We start from the raw sequence: 15,413 nt of genomic DNA, 5'->3' as shown, positions 1-15,413 counted from the left end.
AGCAGCCATCCTTGAAAGAGTGCGTAATAGCTCACTGGTCGAGCGCTTCCGCGCCGAAAATGTAGGGGGCTAAGTCCGCAACCGAAGCCTCGGATCCGAAAGCTTAAGCCTTCGGATGGTAGGGGAGCATTCCTGTCGGGTCGAAGTCGCATCGTGAGGTGCGGTGGACCGTCAGGAAGAGAGAATGCCGGTATGAGTAGCGTTAAAGCAAGTGAAAGACTTGCTCACCGGAAGCCCAAGGGTTCCTGGGGAAGGGAATCCGCCCAGGGTTAGGCGGGACCTAAGGTGTAGCCGAAGGGCGAAGCCGATGGACAGCCGGTAGACATTCCGGCCCCACCTTGGCAACGTTTGTACCGAAGGGGTGACGCAGGGAGCTAGGCGCGCTGGGCGATGGAATGCCCAGTCCAAGGGAGTAGGGGGAGCTTTCAGGCAAATCCGAGAGCTCGTTAACCTCGAGACCTGATGGGGAGTCTTAATTATAAGACGAAGGCGTTGACGCTGCACTGCCAAGAAAAGCCTCTAGGGAGGAGCCAGGGTGCCCGTACCCTAAACCGACACAGGTGGGCTGGTTGAGCAGACTGAAGGTGGACGGGATAACTCTCGCTAAGGAACTCTGCAAGTTGACCCCGTAACTTAGGGAGAAGGGGTGCCCGCGTTAGGTGTACTCTTTAACAGGGGAAGCCGAAGCGGGTGGCAGAAACCAGGTCCAGGCGACTGTTTAATAAAAACACAGGGCTCTGCTAAAGGCGAAAGCCGATGTATAGGGCCTGACACCTGCCCGGTGCCGGAAGGTTAAGGGGAGGGGTTAGCCAAAGCGATTTGGCGAAGCTCTAAACCGAAGCCCCGGTAAACGGCGGCCGTAACTATAACGGTCCTAAGGTAGCGAAATTCCTTGTCGGGTAAGTTCCGACCTGCACGAAAGGTGTAACGATCTGGACGCTGTCTCAGCGAGAGACCCGGTGAAATTGTGGGACCGGTAAAGACGCCGGTTACCCGTGGTGGGACGGAAAGACCCCGTGGAGCTTTACTGTAGCCTGATATTGGACTTTGGTACGTCATGTACAGGATAGGTGGGAGGCTGTGAAGCTAAGGCGCTAGCCTTAGTGGAGCCGTCCTTGGGATACCACCCTTGATGTGCTGGGGTTCTAACCGCGAAGGCGGGACAGTGTCAGGTGGGCAGTTTGACTGGGGCGGTCGCCTCCTAAAGAGTAACGGAGGCGCGCGATGGTCACCTCAAGGCGTATGGAAATCGCCTGAAGAGCGTAAGGGTATAAGGTGGCCTGACTGCGAGAGCGACAGCTCGAGCAGGCACGAAAGTGGGTCCTAGTGATCCGGCGGTTCCGAGTGGAAGGGCCGTCGCTCATCGGATAAAAGCTACCCCGGGGATAACAGGCTGATCCCGCCCGAGAGTTCCTATCGACGGCGGGGATTGGCACCTCGATGTCGGCTCATCGCATCCTGGGGCTGTAGCAGGTCCCAAGGGTTGGTCTGTTCGCCCATTAAAGCGGTACGTGAGCTGGGTTTAGAACGTCGTGAGACAGTTCGGTCCCTATCCACCACGGGCGTAGGGGGTTTGAGAGGAGCTGCTCCTAGTACGAGAGGACCGGAGTGGACGAACCTCTGGTGTACCGGTTGTGGCGCCAGCTGCAGGAGCCGGGTAGCCATGTTCGGAAAGGATAACCGCTGAAGGCATCTAAGCGGGAAGCCTCCCTCGAGATGAGACCCCCCACTGGGGAAGCCAGGTAAGGTGTCCTGGAGATGACAGGGTAGATAGGCCGGAGGTGGAAGCCCCGAGAGGGGTGCAGCTGACCGGTACTAATACACCGAGGCCTTGTCCTTAAATACTTTTTTCCTCTTTCCCTAGCGATTTTTGAGTAAAGGTTTGAAACAGGCATATGGTGGCCATAGCGGAGGGGAAACACCCGGATCCATGCCGAACCCGGCAGTTAAGCCCTCCAGCGCCGATGGTACTGCGGGGGGTACCCGTGGGAGAGTAGGTCGCTGCCATGTGCCTGTTTTATATTTTGATGCCGGTTATTTTGATATGCCGGAAGGAACACAAAGGCAGGAAGCATAGGTGTGCTTCCTGCCTTTGTGTTGTGTTGGGGATAAAATAAAATTGTTACATCTATCCATGAGATGAGGCTTAATCATGTCAGATGTCGATATTTTTTTATTCTGGGTCCTCGTATATAATTAATTCAATCTACTTTAAATATTCAAAATATTTTTTGAATTAGAAATTGCAAGGGGGGATAGGGTTATGAAGTTAAAGGTAATTGCATTAACGGCGTGCTGTTTCATTTTGTTTTTTTTCATGGGAGATGCTGAAGCAAAAAATATTAAAATGGCCGCTATCTTTCAAACGCCCATTGAAGAACCTTGGGATGGGGCAGTACATCAAGGATGCATAGAGGCCTCTAATGAGTTAAATGTACCATATGAATTTACAGAAAAGGTTGGAGCAGCTGGTTTTAAGAGAGTTTTAAGGGAGTATGCGGAGCGAGGATGCGATTACTAGATCTAAACTACAAGTGCAACGGGGCTAAGATTTTCAAGATTTAATGATAAAAAGAAAGCCAACAGCAGAACACTTAGTTAACATTGTTTCTGGACAAAACCTATTGATAAAAGTCTCTGCCATGAGCTACCATCATTTTACCGCAGAAGAGAGAGAAAAGATATTCTCCCTGAAAGAAAAACTGAGTTATACAGACATAACCGACGAAGTAGGCTGTCATAAAAGCACTATTAGCATAAAACTCTCCCGTAACGGAGGCCTATCTGGATACAGTGGAGTTCCTGCTCAAAAAACGTTACCTGGAATGCCGAGTGCTCGGAAAACATGGAACCGGATGCCTTGTCACTCTGGCAGGGAAACTCTCCGGAAAGCATGCAGATCCCCTTTTGGAAATTGTCACTAAGCTTCTGGAAGGCAAACCTTGCGAAACCATTACTTTCGATAAGGGCAAAGAATTTGCCCGACACCAGGAAATAGGAAATGCCCTGGGAACCAAAGTCTATTTCTCCCATCCTCACAGCCCCTGGGAGCGAGGAACAAACGAAGGAAAACACGAATGGACTGCTTCGGCAGTTCTTCCCCAAGGGGAAAAGCATGACTCAAGTTAGCTATAAGGATGTGGACGCAGCTGTCCGCCTTCTTAACGATAGACCCTGAAAGTGTCTTGGCTGGAAAACTCCTCTGGAAGCTTTTTTTAGAAATACTTCATCAGGATGGCCAAGAGCGTTGCACTTGATTTGAGAAACTAAGTACTGAAAACGTGCCCAGGGAAGATGATGACTATTTTTATGGGTGTGGACTGGCTGCCATGATGAAATCGCCAAAGATGTCCACCAATGCTGCTTCTACATGTTATCTTCAAATGAATGTTGACGGAAGCATCTTTATCAACCTTTCCGGAATAGAGATGGGGCAGGGAGTACACACAGTCTTTTCTCAAATAGCAGCAGAAGCTATGAACATTCCAGCTTGCAAGATAAATGTATATAAGGATGTAGATACTCAGTTTAGCCCTTGGGAGTGGCAAACTGTTGCATCGATGCAAACATATAGAAGTGGGAGAGCGATACAGGATGCATGTCGTAAGGCTGTTGAGCTTCTCAAGTATAATGCCTCTTTGGTATTTCATAGTGATGTAAGTCATGTTGATTACGATGGCCAATATTGCATTCATAAGTTAACATGAGAAAGAATTCCCATTAGCTCCCTAGCTAGAGGCTACTCCTATGAAAATTGTCTAACCGTAGGGATTCCAGTTCAAACGACTGGATATTACAGAGTTGTCGATCTTACGGAACCTGACCCAGAGACCGGAATGGGCAATGCTGCAGGATCCTGGACTTTCGGGTGCCAGGCTGCTTTGATCCGCATTGCTAAAAGCTACCGGTAAGATCGATATACCAGATGGTCGGGTAATGCTCGTAGATGTTTTAAGAGACCAGTTTGGGCTGACGGGAACAAAAGTTGGATGTGGAGTCGGTCAATGCGGTGCGTGTACTGTAATAATGAATGGAGAACCTGTAACCAGTTGTACTGTGCTTGCTGAGAAGGCTGAGGGTAGTGAGGTCTTAACTATAGAGGGATTGGCAAAGAGAGGCCAACTGCATCCTATTCAGGAAGCCTTTATAAAAGCTGGGGCAGTTCAGTGCGGTTTCTGTACCCCGGGCTTAATAATGCGGTTGTATGCGCTGTTCTCTAAAAATCCTGATGCCGATGAAACCTCCATAAAAGACGCACTGGGAAAACACATCTGTCGATGCACTGGTTATGAAAGCATATTGGAAGCTGCGCTGCTCGCGCAGAAAGAATTAAAGACATTAGTTTAACTAAAAAGGAGCATGATTAGATGAGGTACGATATTTTAATTAAAAATGCACGAACCCGCAATTATAGCGATATCGTTGATATAGGCATACAAAACGGTAAGATCGTTAAAATAGGTTCTAACCTGGGTAACGATGCGGTTGAGATGCTGAATGCAGACGGCGGGCTGGTGACGGAATCCTTCGTAAACGGACATCTGCATCTATGTAAAGTATATACGCTTTCAATGATAGGCGATGAAGCCTTAAAGCAATATCAAGGAAGCTCTATGGGCGGAGCCATGACAGCCATTGAGTTGGCTGCCAGAGTTAAGGAAAAATACGATGAGAAGTGGATTATCGATAACGTGAGAAAGGCTTGTATGAGGGCAATCCAATACGGAAATACCCATATAAGGGCATTTGCCGACACAGACACGAAGGCCAAACTTGAAGGCGTAAAAGCCCTTTTAAAAGCAAAAGAAGAATTCCAAAATTCATTGGATCTTCAGGTAGTTGCCTTTCCGCAGGATGGTGTTATACGTGACCCGGGCGCAGAAGAGTACGTAAGGCAATCTTTGGAACTCGGAGCTGACGTTGTGGGCGGCATACCCTGGATAGAGTATACTGATAAAGATTCTATAGAGCATATCAATAAGATGTTTGAGTTAGCTAAGCGTTATAATAAAGATATATCAATGTTGATTGACGATGCTGGAGATCCAACCTTGAAAACGCTTGAGATGTTATGCGTCAAGACTATTAAAGAGGGGTGGAGTGGACGCGTTACCGCTCAACACGCAAGGGCGATGTGTCTTTATCCAGAACCATATTTTAGAAAAGTTTCAGCTTTGATAAGGAAGGCCGATCTTGGAGTTGTGAGCGATCCACATACAGGGCCACTCCATGCTAGAGTTAAAGAATTATATCAAATGGGGGTTAATGTAGCCTTAGGACAAGACGACATTGCGGATGCTTACTATCCCTTCGGGAGAAATAACATGCTTGAGGTTGCCTTTTTGGCTGCCCATCTATTGTGGATGACTACCTTTGATGACATGAATGTCCTTTACGATATGATCACTACTCGAGCAGCTAAGGCGCTTGGGATCGACGATTATGGATTAGAGGAGGGTAAGACCGCCCACCTGGTTGTCCTGAATGCAGGGACAGTTTGGGAAGCCATATGGGAACACGAAAGACCGCGCTATGTAATTAAAGATGGCAAAAATGTCACGCTATCTGCGTGTTCTAAAAGGGCGTAAGCTGTTACGATATAACTATAAACAATAATACCGACATCATTGCTTCGATTCGTAATATTTGAGTAGATGTCGGTATTATTGTTGTTTTAATATATTATTTCTTATGGCTGTCAATATAATAGGCAAGTTCTAGTCCGATTTTATGCTCCCTGCTATCCATCTTTATGTTTAGTACATGTTCTATTTCTTTTACGTATTTACGAGCAGTATTATAGTGAATATGTAATATTTTTGCCATTTCCTTTACATTAAAATCCACCTGTATCAACGTTTTTGCAACTATATCCAGTGATATGGTATTTTTTGAGCGTGCCTTAACTTCCATCAAAGGCATCCAGTATCTTTGATGTAGCTCTTTTGCCTCGGGAATGCTGTCCAAATTTGCAAGCAATGCATGAAGCGATAAATCTCCATGTTGGTATGCCCCTGGCTCACATTTAAACTCTTTGATCCAGTTTAACGTTTGTTTGGCTTGGAGGTAAGATTTGTTCAAATTTAACAACGATTCAACATTCTGTCCTAGAGATATCCAATAGTTATTGATCTTTGCTGTTGTAGTCCAGTCAAAAGTTCTATCTTTGTGTGAATGTATAGTTACCCATATGTTTCCCAACCTGTAACTCAAGGAACTTTGAGGTTTCCATTGCTCTTTAGTAGTAGACTTATCATTTATTGGGGTAGCCATCATGACAAAAGCTTTACTTGGTAATATAAGTTTCATTTCGTTTGCTTTATGCATTATAATATCCAAATCATTATATAAACCCAAACATAAACTTTCTAAGAAGCGTTCTTTTTCTATATCATGTTGGTTTAAAGTAAGGACAGCATCCAATTGGGCAAGCCTTAGCAAAGATACTATACGCCACATCGAGTTGTTTTGCCTGATGGATGGATAGTGTTCGTTGTCTTTTAGAATCAGTGCAACCTCTACATTTGGTTCTCCATCGATACGGTAACAAGCAACCCACCTTGGCTTGTCTAGCATTTTAAGCGAAAGATTGGCCAATATTATTCCTTTTTTGGGAAGAGGCTTCTCTTCTAAGGAAGGCGTATCGAAGACATTTAAATATGCTCCGTTGTCGCTCTCTTTGTCGTTGTTTGCAAAGTGATTGAAGATATGAATACGCGGTGCTTTTACCACCATATCCCTCTCCAGGTCTTTGGCAATCAGTGCTATAAGGTTTTTAATGTCCTCTTCATTATTTAACATTTGTAATGACTGGGCGACCTCTATATCTTGACGCAAGACGTCCTTGTTTTTTTCGTTTAAAATATATAATGTGACGGTTTCGATGATGTCAGTCCACCTATAGTCTATCGGAATTTCTATAAGTGGTAAATTTAAACTGTTCGCCTGATCGATGATTCCAGATGGCAAGGTGTGATAAAACCTGTCAAGCTTTATTCCGACGGCAGCAATGTCCTTTGTTGCTACCCTATCCAAAAAGTGCGTAAACTCCGTTGGATCGTCCTTAAAGATATAGCCGCTGCCAATGAGAAACTCTCCACCTCTCATCCACCTGTCGACATCTGGGGCATCAAGCACGGATACTGAGGTGATCTCCCTGATCAACCCTTTGCTGCCGGCGGCGACTCTAAAGTCCGGAAACATATTTTTATTAAGTAAATCGGCAACCTGCAACATATCACCGCCTTCTATGATGGTGTCATATAGTAATTAAAATTAATTATAACATATGTTACTAGTTGACATGTCATAAATGAGGATTATATTGTACTATATTAATCAATCTTCCATAATTTATCAGGAATGCCAAGGAGAGAGGTAGTTGCGATGAAGCGTTTTGTTGCTGCTTCGGTACAGTTTGCTGTTAAACCTATGGATGCAGAAGAGAACATGAAGATAGCCAAAGATTGGGTGTATAGGTGTCATGAGAGTTCGCTTGCCGATCTTATTGTATTACCTGAATCGGTTACCACGGGTTTTTCCCCTGCTGGAGGTGTTGAAGCCCTTTGGAATGTTGTAGATGCTATACCTGGGAAATTTACGGATGAGGTAACAAGGTGGGCACAGGAGCTTGGCACATATATAGTTTTCCCTACTTATGAACGCGGAGACAAAGAGGGAGTTATATATAACAGTGCAGCTTTGATAGGTCCTGGTGGTGTTATGGGAGTTTATAGAAAGACCCATCCCTTTCCTTCAGAAAGATTGGAAGGGGGCGGTTGGACTACCCCAGGGAATGAGCCATGTTGTGTTGAGACTCCCCTTGGAAAGATTGGGATAATAATATGCTACGACGGCGATTTCCCCGAGCTGTCTAGAGCTACTGCTCTAATGGGGGCCGAAGTAATCTGCAGGCCCTCTGCTTTCCTGCGCACCTTCGACCAGTGGGAGCTGACGAACAAGGCGAGAGCCTACGATAATCACGTTTATGTAATTGCCACGAACAGCGTAGGTTTTGATGCGTCCGGTGCTCAATATTTTGGGGGCTCTATGATAGTCCATCCAAGTGGCATGAAACTTGCCCAGGCCAGGTGTTCTGATGAGTTCATATGGGCGACGTTAGATCCGAACCCCATATCTACCATAACGCCCAACAGTTCCTCGCCACAGTATTTTGATCATATCGAAGATAGAAATCTTGAGGCATACAAGGGCATTTTGCAAAAGGGCAAATGTGCCTTTGAACCTGCAAAGAGGATTCCTTACAGCTATAGGTAAACAGGAGGTGTAAATGTTGTCAGGCCCATTGGAAGGTGTAATAGTTTTAGATTTTACACGCGTCTTGGCTGGCCCCTTCTGCGCCATGATCTTGGCTGACCTGGGAGCAGAGGTTATCAAGATAGAGCGACCCAAAACAGGTGATGACTCTAGAGCCTTTACTCCCATCGTAAAGGGTGAGAGTGCCTACTTCATGAGCATAAACAGGGGGAAAAAGAGCGTGACGTTGGATCTAAAGAACCCCAAGGGCAGGGAGATAGCTTTAAGGATGGGGGAAAAAGCAGATATATTGATCGAGAATTTCAAGCCAGGTGTAATGGAAAAGCTTGGCCTTTCTTACGAGGAATTTGCAGCTCGAAATCCGCGTATCATATATGCGTCATGTTCTGGTTTCGGACAGTACGGTCCTTTGAGCGAAAAACCGGCTTACGACCTGATCGTCCAAGGATTAGGGGGCATAATGAGCATTACGGGACCGGATAAAAACACCCCTACCAAGGTTGGAAGTTCAATTGCCGATATATTTGCTGGGGTGTTCACCGCCATAGGCATACTTGCTGCGTTGCATCACAGAGAATCTAGCGGAAAGGGACAATACGTAGATGTAGCTATGCTAGATTGTATGGTGGCGATATTGGAGAATGCCATAGCAAGATATGTGGCCACAGGCGTTACCCCAGAACCAATAGGCAATAGGCACCCTTCCATCGCACCCTTTGCTACGTTTAAGACGCAGGATGGGCATATCAATATAGCTTGTGGAAACAATGAGCTTTGGAGAAGGTTATGCGTGGCCTTAAATAGGCCTCACCTTTACGAAGATGCTCGTTTTAAGACCAATGCCGACAGGGTGGCCAATTGGGCGGATCTCGAGCCTCTGCTTCAAGAAGCATTCATCGAATGTCCTACTGAAAAGTGGTTGAAGGAGTTTGACGATGCAGGCATACCCGCCGGAAAGATAAGCAATATAGCTGATGTGGTCAAAGATCCCCATGTGCTTGCCAGGGACATGATTGTTAACGTGGTTCATCCCGTAGCCGGCAACTTTACATTGCCCGGGATCCCCATTAAGCTCTCCATGACTCCCGGGAAGATTAAGTCTCCGGCTCCGGTACTTGGCCAACACAATGAAGAGGTGCTGACAGAGTACCTTGGCATGACGCCAGATGATGTTAATGCATTGGAGGAGGAAGGAGTAATCTGATCTTAGGCAAAAGCTCTGATTGGGAGTTGCGAGGAGATTTTCACCTTAAGGAACGTTACAAAAAGACATGCAACCTGATATTAGATGGCTGGCGATTTTCTTTGGTGTTGGATTACAATGATATGGGGCCACGCAGTTTGCTAGTTGATTCCCTTGATGACGTTGCCGATAATTTGTTAATTGACAGTGAAAACTTGAAAGTGCCAGTCATATATGACCCCAATATACCACAAGCTAGCAGCATACCCAGGAGATGGGATGCATTGTTTAGAGAATGGTATATGTTGTTGGATGACGAACTCGAAGTTTTGTTGTTTACTCTTGATAACGATGGTTATGATGCCCTAGTGGGCCTTGGGCCCGGCAGCACTCCGGCAGGGGATGATTTTTTGACAGGAATGCATATAGCATTGAGGTGGATGGGGCATAATTTTGAGAATGTTATATCATTCCGAAACCTCGAAAGCAGGACAACTTGGTTTTCAAGTTGTATGTTGTACGATGCGGCCTGTGGTCTCACCTGGTATAGGTCGAGGAAATTGCTGGAGGCATTGTCAAGGGGGGCTGATGGCGAAGTAGAGGATGCTTTGAATGAACTTATGTCCACGGGGCATACGTCTGGCAGAGCTTGGATATCTGGTTTTTTTCATGCTGTTTCAATATGTAACAGCTTTTCTTAGGAGGCGAAAAATAGATGCAACGGGTGGAAGTAGTGCGCGGTGTATATTATGATAGCGTCAGTTTAATGCGCGTGGCTCAGGAATTGACGAAGATCGATGGCGTTATTGATGCTACTCTGAACATGGCCACAGAGGCTAATATAAAAATAATGTCTGCTGCCGGTTTTGACCTATCAGGGCTGGATTTACGCCCGTCAGATTTAGTGATTGCTGTGAAAGCGAACGAAGAAATTATCGATGAGATTATCGCAAAAGCTAAGGAATATTTGAGCAATCCGCCATGGAAGACCACTGAGATAAGTCAGCAATATTTCCCAAAGAGCTTAAACGGTGCCCTTTCGATGTTACCGGAAGCAAACCTTGCCTTGATATCGATCGCTGGTCAGTATGCCGGCGATGAAGCAATGGAATGCCTCAACAAGGGTTTGCACGTGATGTTGTATTCTGATAACGTGTCGTTGGAAAAGGAAATCGAACTAAAGAATATAGCCAAGGAGAAGGGCTTATTGGTCATGGGGCCTGATTGTGGTACGGCTGTTATCAAAGGCATTGGATTGGGTTTTGCCAATGCCTGCCCCGTTGGGCCTGTGGGTATGGTTGCGGCTGCAGGTACTGGTTTGCAGGAGGTGCATGTTCAGCTGGCTCATCGCGGTATTGGGGTGTTGCATGCTATCGGAACTGGCGGAAGAGATGTAAAAGAAGCGGTAGGTGGCATAACATCGCTTATGGGCATTGAAGCTCTTTTGGAAAGCGATGATGTCAAGGTCATAGTGATGGTTGGTAAGCCACCAGCGGCCGAAGTGGAAAAAAAGATATTCCAACGATTAGCTTCAGGAAATAAGCCTGCCGTTTTGGGTTATATTGGAGGAGAACTAGAAGGTGACCGTCCTCCTATATATTTCTGCAAGGAACTTGAAGAGACCGCTGCTGTGACTGCTGCCGTAGTCAATGGCACAGATCCTGATCTTGCAAGGAAGGATTTAAATCTGAAGTATGAACATTTGAAAGAATTGGCATCGCATTTTGGCAAAAGAAAAGGGTATTTGCGTGGCCTGTACTCTGGAGGGACTTTATGCTATGAGGCTCAGCTGGTCGCAAGTAAGTTGTTAGGTCCCATATATAGCAACGCCCCTCTGGACGAACGATACAAGTTGCCAGATAGCCTGAAAAGCATCGGCAACTGCATGGTTGATTACGGCGAAGATGAATTTACTCAAGGACGCCTTCATCCGATGATGGACAGTAGTTTTAGGGCTAAGAGGATGATTGAAGAGGCGAAAGAAAATGAGGTTGGTGTTATCTTGTTTGATTGTGTGCTTGGCTATGGATGTCATGAAAGTCCAGCTGAGCAACTGGCCTCTGCTATATCGCAAGTGAAAAGGGAAGTTGGCGATAGAGTTATTTTTGTCGGGTATGTCTGCGGAGTGGAAGCTGATCCGCAAATCGCTTCAAGTCAAAGAAAGATATTAGAAGACGTAGGAGTCGTCCTAGCCGACAGCAACGCTCAAGCTGCGCGCCTTGCTTGTATGCTATTGCAGTAAAGGAGATGATGGGATTGGCAATGAAGGATTTGCTAGCAAATGGGCCTATAGTTGTTAACATAGGAATTGAGCAATTTTATCACGACTTGAAAAAGCAGGATGCGAAGGTCGTTCACGTGGATTGGCGGCCATCGGCTTTGAAATCAGATCTTTTGTCGAAGCTCAGAAAATTGCGTGAAGGAGGTGCAAATTAGTTATGGTCGATGTTAATAAAGCTAATAAAGAAGCGCTGGAACGTGTGCTATCAGCCAGGCCCATGCTTGTGGGTATGGGCCTGGCAGGAGAGGTTATTCCCGAAATGGGTGAAAGAATGCTGTTGCATGCTGGACCTCCCATAGAATGGGAGCGCATGTCAGGCCCGTTAAAGGGCGCAATTATCGGTGCCATGTTGTATGAAGGATGGGCAAGCACCCCGGAAGAGGCAGAAAAAATAGCTTCTAAGGGAGAGGTAGAATTTGATCCGTGCCATCACCATCACGCTGTAGGCCCGATGGCTGGAGTCATTTCCCCAAGCATGCCTGTATTTATTGTGGAGAATAAGACATTCAATAATGAGGCTTACGTCACGCAAAACGAAGGCCTAGGAAAAGTGCTTAGGTATGGAGCTTATTCTCAGGAGGTAATAGATCGCCTACGCTGGATGGAAAAGGTATTGTATCCTATCCTAAATGCAGGTATCAAGAGGGCGTACGATTCTGACAATACCATAGACCTGAAAAATTTGATAGCTCAAGCACTGCACATGGGGGATGAGCTGCACAATCGTAACAAGGCAGCCACATCGCTGTTTTTGCGCACCCTTTTTCCATACTTGGTTGAGAGCAGCATCGACAACAAGGCTCTAGCCGAAGTTGTCAGATTCTTGGATAGCAACGATCATTTCTTCCTTAACCTAGGGATGGCAGCAGCTAAGGCCTCAGTTGAACCGGCTCATGGGATAGAAGGATCAAGCTACGTAACGATTATGGCACGAAACGGAACTGACTTCGGGATAAAGGTATCAGGCCTGGGGGATAAATGGTTTACTGCCCCTGCAGCGGTGCCTAAGGTGTTGCTATTTCCGGGCTTCAAGCCGGAGGACGTGAACCCTGATATAGGGGATAGCGCAATAATGGAGACCCTGGGGGTTGGAGCCTTTGCCTTAGCGGCGGCGCCTGCAATAGTACAGTTTATAGGAGGTACCCCGCAGGATGCCGTTAACTACACGCTGGAGATGTACGAGATCACTGTAAGCGAAAATAACATGTTTAATATCCCCTATCTCAACTTTCGCGGCACACCCACGGGAATCGATGTTTTGAAGGTTGCGGAAACTGGTATATCCCCTGTCTTGGACACTGGCGTTGCTCACAAGCAACCTGGTGTGGGCCAGGTTGGGGCTGGTATAGTTAGGACTCCCATTGAAGCTTTCGTTAAAGCAGCGGAAAATTATGTTGAAAAATATTTAGCAGAGTAAAATACAAGAAGGAGGGATTTAGATGTTGTCTCAAAACTTAATACCCAAGAATTGGGATAGGGTTAAAATTTATGATCTTTCAATACCCATCAGTCAGCTCACTCCACCATGGCCGACCTATGAACCGCTTCAGGTAAAGTTCTTCAAGCGCCTCGCTCCTAATGGTGCCAACGGGCAGCTGCTTACCCATTCAAATCATGTCGGTACCCACTTGGATGGACCACTTCATTTTTGCACCCATGGTGACGATATAGCCAGCCTTCCCCTGCAGGGGTTCTTGGTGGGGCCCGGCGTAGTGGTAGATCTTTCCGATATTGCTGAGGACTTTGGCGTCTATACATCTAAGGATATAGAGGAAAGAGCGGATGTCCATGAAGGCGACATATTGATAATCAATACAGGATATCATCGCTATGGCTTCGATCAGCCTGAAGCGGACGAAGTGCGTTACATGGTCATGCATCCGGGCCCAACCAAGGAGTTTGCTGAGTGGTGCAAGAAGAAGAAGATCAAATGGATCGGTGTAGATTGCGGATCCGCTGATCATCCAATGAACACCAAGATAAGAGAGTGGATGCCGCAGTACGCAAAATTAGCTGACGAGTATATGCGAAAGAAATACAACAAGACCCTGGACGAAATGTTTCCTGCCGAGGACTATCAGATAATGCACATTGCTTTATTCCCAGATAATATAATTCATGCCGAATGCTTGGGCGGAGATATCGATAAGCTTTTAGGAAAGAGGGTTATTGTGGGCTGCTTCCCATGGAAGTTTCAGGGCGGAGAGTCTTGTATCAGTCGAATTGTAGCCTTTACCGAAGAATAGGTCTTGCATCTAATAGGGCGCAAAGCATCTGCGCCCTATTAGTGTAAATGTGAGGGGGTGTGTAATGTTGCTTCAGTTTGATTACGTTAAACCCAAAAGCATAGCAGAGACAATAGGACTCCTCGTTCAATATGGCTCGAGTAGTGTCATTAAAGCTGGGGGCACAGATTTGATAGTTTGGATGAAAAAGCATTTGATAAAACCTGAAATAGTGATCGATATCACGGGAATTGCTGAGTTGAGCGGCGTTTCCTTTTACCCGCATAAGGGCCTTCGAATAGGTGCCAATGCAACTATCAATCAGGTATTGGCAAATCGCGAGGTAAAAAGATCTTTTCCTGCTATCTACGAGGCTTGCCTTTCCCATTCGGATCGATTAATAAGGAATAAAGCTACTTTTGTAGGCAACGTCACCGGTGGAGTTCCGTCAGCCGATTTAGTGCCATCGCTATGTTGTTACGATGCGGTGGTGCATATTGCTGGTCCCGATGGAGAAAGAGATGTTCCAATTTTAGAATTTATAACTGGTCCTAGGCGTACTGTACTATCAAAGGAAGAGCTAGTTACCCATATTTACGTTCCTCACATCGAGGCACAAGCCGCTGGCTGTTATGTGAAACTTGCTAGGCGCAATGCGTTGGACCTGGCACAAGCTAGCGTTGCCTGTGTTGTAGTCGATAAACAAAATGGCAAGGATTTCAGAATCTCTTGCGGGGCCGTTGCACCCAAACCTATACGTGCTTTAGAGGCAGAGAAGTACTTGAAAGGAACAAAGACTTTAGATGAAACAGCTATACGTAATGCAGCTGACAAGGTAGCAGAGAGCGTAAACCCCATCACCGATGTTCGTGCCACTAGGGAATACAGGCTCGATATGATCAGAGAGTTGACCATCAAGGCCTTAGCGACGTGCATCGAAGGGCTTCGGGGAGGTAGGATGTCATGAGCGAGATAAAGGTAAACTTCATATTAAACGGAAGAGCAACCACATACGTTGGCGAGCCTAGGACCACGCTTCTTAGGGCTTTAAGAGCTCATGGCGTAACAAGCGTCAAAAGAGGCTGCGAAGAAGGCGAGTGTGGCACGTGTACTGTTTTAGTCGACGGCGTTCCCATGAAGTCGTGTATGATGTTATTGCCGGAAGTAGAGGGTAAATCGGTTATTACCTCCGAAGGATTAGTAGGCCCCAATGGGGAGCTGCATCCGATACAAAAGGCTTTTATTGAGGAAGGGGCCATCCAATGTGGTTTTTGTACTCCAGGCATGATCATGAGCGTTTATGCCCTTTTAAATGAAAATCCAGACCCTTCGGATGAAGACATTAAGGAAGCCTTAAGCGGTAACTTATGTCGGTGCACTGGCTATGTTTCTATCATCAGGGCTGTTAAAAAGGCAGCAGCCATGATGAGGGAATAGTGAGGAGGAG

15 protein-coding genes, 2 rRNA genes and 1 pseudogene (1 of these 18 only partly in view) are annotated in these 15,413 nt (G+C 46.3%); 17 read left to right on the top strand and 1 reads right to left on the bottom strand.

The genetic code is table 11. The annotated features are described in order from the left end of the window. The 8 genes and pseudogenes from HMPREF1705_RS03060 to HMPREF1705_RS03030 all read left to right on the top strand — a co-directional run. Nucleotides 1-1,839, top strand: a 23S ribosomal RNA gene (locus tag HMPREF1705_RS03060); it begins 1,159 nt to the left of the window's first position. Nucleotides 1,840-1,894: 55 nt separating this feature from the next. Then, a 5S ribosomal RNA gene (gene rrf, locus HMPREF1705_RS03055) occupies nt 1,895-2,010 on the top strand. A 253-nt stretch (nt 2,011-2,263) separates the two neighbouring features. Next, nucleotides 2,264-2,521: a type 1 periplasmic-binding domain-containing protein gene (locus HMPREF1705_RS03050; RefSeq protein WP_009202431.1), complete on the top strand. Its 258-nt coding sequence runs from the start codon at nt 2,264-2,266 to the stop codon at nt 2,519-2,521. Nucleotides 2,522-2,564: 43 nt separating this feature from the next. Next, nucleotides 2,565-2,762, top strand: a pseudogene (locus tag HMPREF1705_RS11235) (hypothetical protein); the annotation flags it as partial. 31 nt (nt 2,763-2,793) lie between these two features. Continuing rightward, a complete protein-coding gene (locus tag HMPREF1705_RS11000; RefSeq protein ID WP_009202430.1) occupies nt 2,794-3,129 on the top strand; it encodes an IS30 family transposase in 336 nt (111 codons plus the stop codon). Between the two features lie 152 nt (nt 3,130-3,281). Beyond that, entirely contained in the window at nt 3,282-3,707 is a 426-nt protein-coding gene (locus HMPREF1705_RS03040) for a molybdopterin cofactor-binding domain-containing protein (RefSeq protein WP_009202428.1), read from the top strand. Nucleotides 3,708-3,891: 184 nt separating this feature from the next. Next, nucleotides 3,892-4,347: a (2Fe-2S)-binding protein gene (locus HMPREF1705_RS03035; RefSeq protein WP_009202427.1), complete on the top strand. Its 456-nt coding sequence runs from the start codon at nt 3,892-3,894 to the stop codon at nt 4,345-4,347. A 20-nt stretch (nt 4,348-4,367) separates the two neighbouring features. Next, a complete protein-coding gene (locus HMPREF1705_RS03030) occupies nt 4,368-5,588 on the top strand; it encodes an amidohydrolase family protein (RefSeq protein ID WP_009202426.1) in 1,221 nt (406 codons plus the stop codon). 94 nt (nt 5,589-5,682) lie between these two features. Here HMPREF1705_RS03030 and HMPREF1705_RS03025 read toward each other — a convergent pair whose 3' ends face one another. Continuing rightward, nucleotides 5,683-7,236, bottom strand: coding sequence for a PucR family transcriptional regulator (locus HMPREF1705_RS03025; RefSeq protein WP_009202425.1), 1,554 nt, complete (start codon nt 7,234-7,236; stop codon nt 5,683-5,685). 150 nt (nt 7,237-7,386) lie between these two features. Between HMPREF1705_RS03025 and HMPREF1705_RS03020 the strand changes: the two genes are divergently transcribed. The 9 genes from HMPREF1705_RS03020 to HMPREF1705_RS02980 all read left to right on the top strand — a co-directional run bounded on the left by HMPREF1705_RS03020 (nt 7,387) and on the right by HMPREF1705_RS02980 (nt 15,403). Continuing rightward, complete coding sequence (locus HMPREF1705_RS03020; RefSeq protein ID WP_040348964.1) at nt 7,387-8,277, top strand: carbon-nitrogen hydrolase family protein; 891 nt, start codon at nt 7,387-7,389, stop codon at nt 8,275-8,277. Nucleotides 8,278-8,290: 13 nt separating this feature from the next. Further along, on the top strand, nt 8,291-9,481 hold the full coding sequence (locus HMPREF1705_RS03015; RefSeq protein ID WP_009202423.1) for a CaiB/BaiF CoA transferase family protein: 1,191 nt from the start codon (nt 8,291-8,293) through the stop codon (nt 9,479-9,481). A gap of 104 nt (nt 9,482-9,585) precedes the next feature. Next, nucleotides 9,586-10,161 (top strand): DUF2877 domain-containing protein, encoded by a 576-nt coding sequence (locus HMPREF1705_RS03010; protein WP_131725246.1) that lies wholly within the window; start codon nt 9,586-9,588, stop codon nt 10,159-10,161. A gap of 14 nt (nt 10,162-10,175) precedes the next feature. Beyond that, complete coding sequence (locus tag HMPREF1705_RS03005; protein WP_009202421.1) at nt 10,176-11,702, top strand: fatty-acid metabolism regulator protein; 1,527 nt, start codon at nt 10,176-10,178, stop codon at nt 11,700-11,702. A gap of 8 nt (nt 11,703-11,710) precedes the next feature. Then, nucleotides 11,711-11,896, top strand: a complete 186-nt coding sequence (locus HMPREF1705_RS03000; protein ID WP_111089539.1) for a hypothetical protein — start codon at nt 11,711-11,713, stop codon at nt 11,894-11,896. A gap of 2 nt (nt 11,897-11,898) precedes the next feature. Then, nucleotides 11,899-13,158 (top strand): YlbE family protein, encoded by a 1,260-nt coding sequence (locus HMPREF1705_RS02995; RefSeq protein WP_009202419.1) that lies wholly within the window; start codon nt 11,899-11,901, stop codon nt 13,156-13,158. A gap of 22 nt (nt 13,159-13,180) precedes the next feature. After that, nucleotides 13,181-13,987, top strand: coding sequence for a cyclase family protein (locus tag HMPREF1705_RS02990; RefSeq protein WP_009202418.1), 807 nt, complete (start codon nt 13,181-13,183; stop codon nt 13,985-13,987). A gap of 64 nt (nt 13,988-14,051) precedes the next feature. After that, nucleotides 14,052-14,933: an FAD binding domain-containing protein gene (locus HMPREF1705_RS02985; RefSeq protein WP_009202417.1), complete on the top strand. Its 882-nt coding sequence runs from the start codon at nt 14,052-14,054 to the stop codon at nt 14,931-14,933. Continuing rightward, nucleotides 14,930-15,403: a (2Fe-2S)-binding protein gene (locus tag HMPREF1705_RS02980; RefSeq protein WP_009202416.1), complete on the top strand. Its 474-nt coding sequence runs from the start codon at nt 14,930-14,932 to the stop codon at nt 15,401-15,403. The genes HMPREF1705_RS02985 and HMPREF1705_RS02980 overlap by 4 nt, the downstream gene beginning before the upstream one ends. Nucleotides 15,404-15,413 lie beyond the last annotated feature (10 nt).

Origin of the sequence: Acetomicrobium hydrogeniformans ATCC BAA-1850 (genome assembly GCF_000160455.2) — a bacterium.
Lineage (GTDB): Bacteria > Synergistota > Synergistia > Synergistales > Acetomicrobiaceae > Acetomicrobium > Acetomicrobium thermoterrenum.
The sequence above is the reverse complement of the archived record's forward strand: the minus strand, read 5'-3'. Positions and strand labels throughout refer to the sequence as shown.